Source organism: Spirillospora sp. NPDC029432 (assembly GCF_040703975.1).
In the GTDB taxonomy this organism is placed as follows: Bacteria; Actinomycetota; Actinomycetes; order Streptosporangiales; family Streptosporangiaceae; genus Spirillospora.
Genome location: NZ_JBEZWH010000155.1, coordinates 1 through 1492, shown reverse-complemented (window position 1 = coordinate 1492; position 1492 = coordinate 1). Strand labels below are relative to the sequence as shown.

The 1492-nt window shown below is 75.2% G+C and carries 1 protein-coding gene and 1 pseudogene; both read right to left on the bottom strand.

Features of this window, described 5'->3' with window-relative positions:
- Positions 1-1314 (bottom strand): HD domain-containing protein (locus AB0881_RS41815; RefSeq protein WP_366626464.1); only part of this gene is annotated, 1314 nt, incomplete at its 3' end.
- 83 nt (positions 1315-1397) lie between these two features.
- Positions 1398-1492 (bottom strand): annotated as a pseudogene (locus AB0881_RS41810) (response regulator); the annotation flags it as partial.

Below are 1492 nucleotides of genomic sequence, written 5' to 3'. Positions count from 1 at the left end.
CGCCGAAGTGCTGAAGATGCTCCGCGGCATCTCCGACGTACCGGTCATCATCGCGACCGCGCGCTCCCGGGCCGGGGCGGTCACCGCGAACCGCAGCCAGTCCTCGGACGGCGCCGCGCCCGGCTCGGTGAGGATCTCCACCACGTTGCCGCCGCGCAGCTCGGCGGACAGCGCCGCCAGCCGCCCGTTGACCAGGGCGCCGATGCACAGGTCGCCGGTCTCGGGGCCGAGCGCGTACGCCAGGTCCAGCGCCGTCGCCCCCGCCGGCAGCGCCACCACCTCCCCGGCCGGGGTGAACACCGCGACGTCGCCGGCGGCCAGGTCGGCGCGCAGGCTGTCGAGGAACGCCGCGGACGGGGCGTCGGGCTCCCAGGCCAGCAGCCGGCTCAGCCACACCAGGTCGCGGCGGCCCGCCACCGCGCCGGTTCCGGCCTCGCGCATGTGGGCGACGATGCCGTACTCGGCGACCGGGTGCATGGCCCGGCTGCGGATGATCACGTCCAGCAGGTCGCCGTCCGGGCTGATCACCCGGGTGTGCAGGGAGCGGTACATGTTGAACTTGGGCAGCGCGATGAAGTCCTTGACCCGGCCCGCGATCGGGTGCATCGCCGCGTGCACGGCGCCGAGCGCGATGTAGCAGTCCTGCTCGCCGCCGTCGACGAGCAGCAGCAGCCGGGCCGCGTCGCACGGCCGCAGCCCGGCCAGCTCGCCCTCGCGCTCCTGGTGCACCGCGTACAGGTGGCGCGGCCGGATCGCGACCCGGGCGCGGACGCGGTGCGCGGCCAGCGAGGCGCGCAGCAGGCCCAGCGCGGCACCGAACGCGGGCTCGGCACCGCGCAGGGCGGCCGCCACGGCGCGCGCGGTGGCCGCGTGCCCGGCCGGGTCCCGGGCGGCGAACGCCAGGTCGTCCATCTCCCGCTTGAGCATGTGGATGCCGAGCCGCTCGGCGAACGGCACCAGCAGCTCCTGCGAGGCGGTGGCGTACCTGGCCCGCTTGTGCCGCGGCTGGAAGCCCAGGGTGCGCAGGTTGTGCAGCCGGTCGGCCAGCTTGATCACCAGCACCCGCAGGTCGGCCGCCGCGGCCAGCACGATCTTGCGCAGCGTCTCCGCCTCGGCGCGGTCGCCCCAGCGCTCGCCGTCGAGCTTGGTGACGCCGTCGACCAGCACCGCGACCTGCTCGCCGAAGTCGGCGCGCACCTCGCCGACGGTGTACGGGGTGTCCTCGACGGTGTCGTGCAGCAGCGCGGCGACGAGCGTGGTGGTGTCCATGCCCATCCCGGCCAGGATCATCGCCACCGCGAGCGGATGGGTGATGTACGGGGCGCCGGACTTGCGCAGCTGGCCGCGGTGCAGCCGCTCGGCGACCTCGTACCCGCGCAGCAGCTCGCCCTCGTCGGCACCAGATACGCCATCGCCCCGGCCTCGGTGGCCCGCTGCACCAGCTCCCGCTGCGAGAACGCGGTCAGGATCACCACCGGCGCGATCCGCTCCG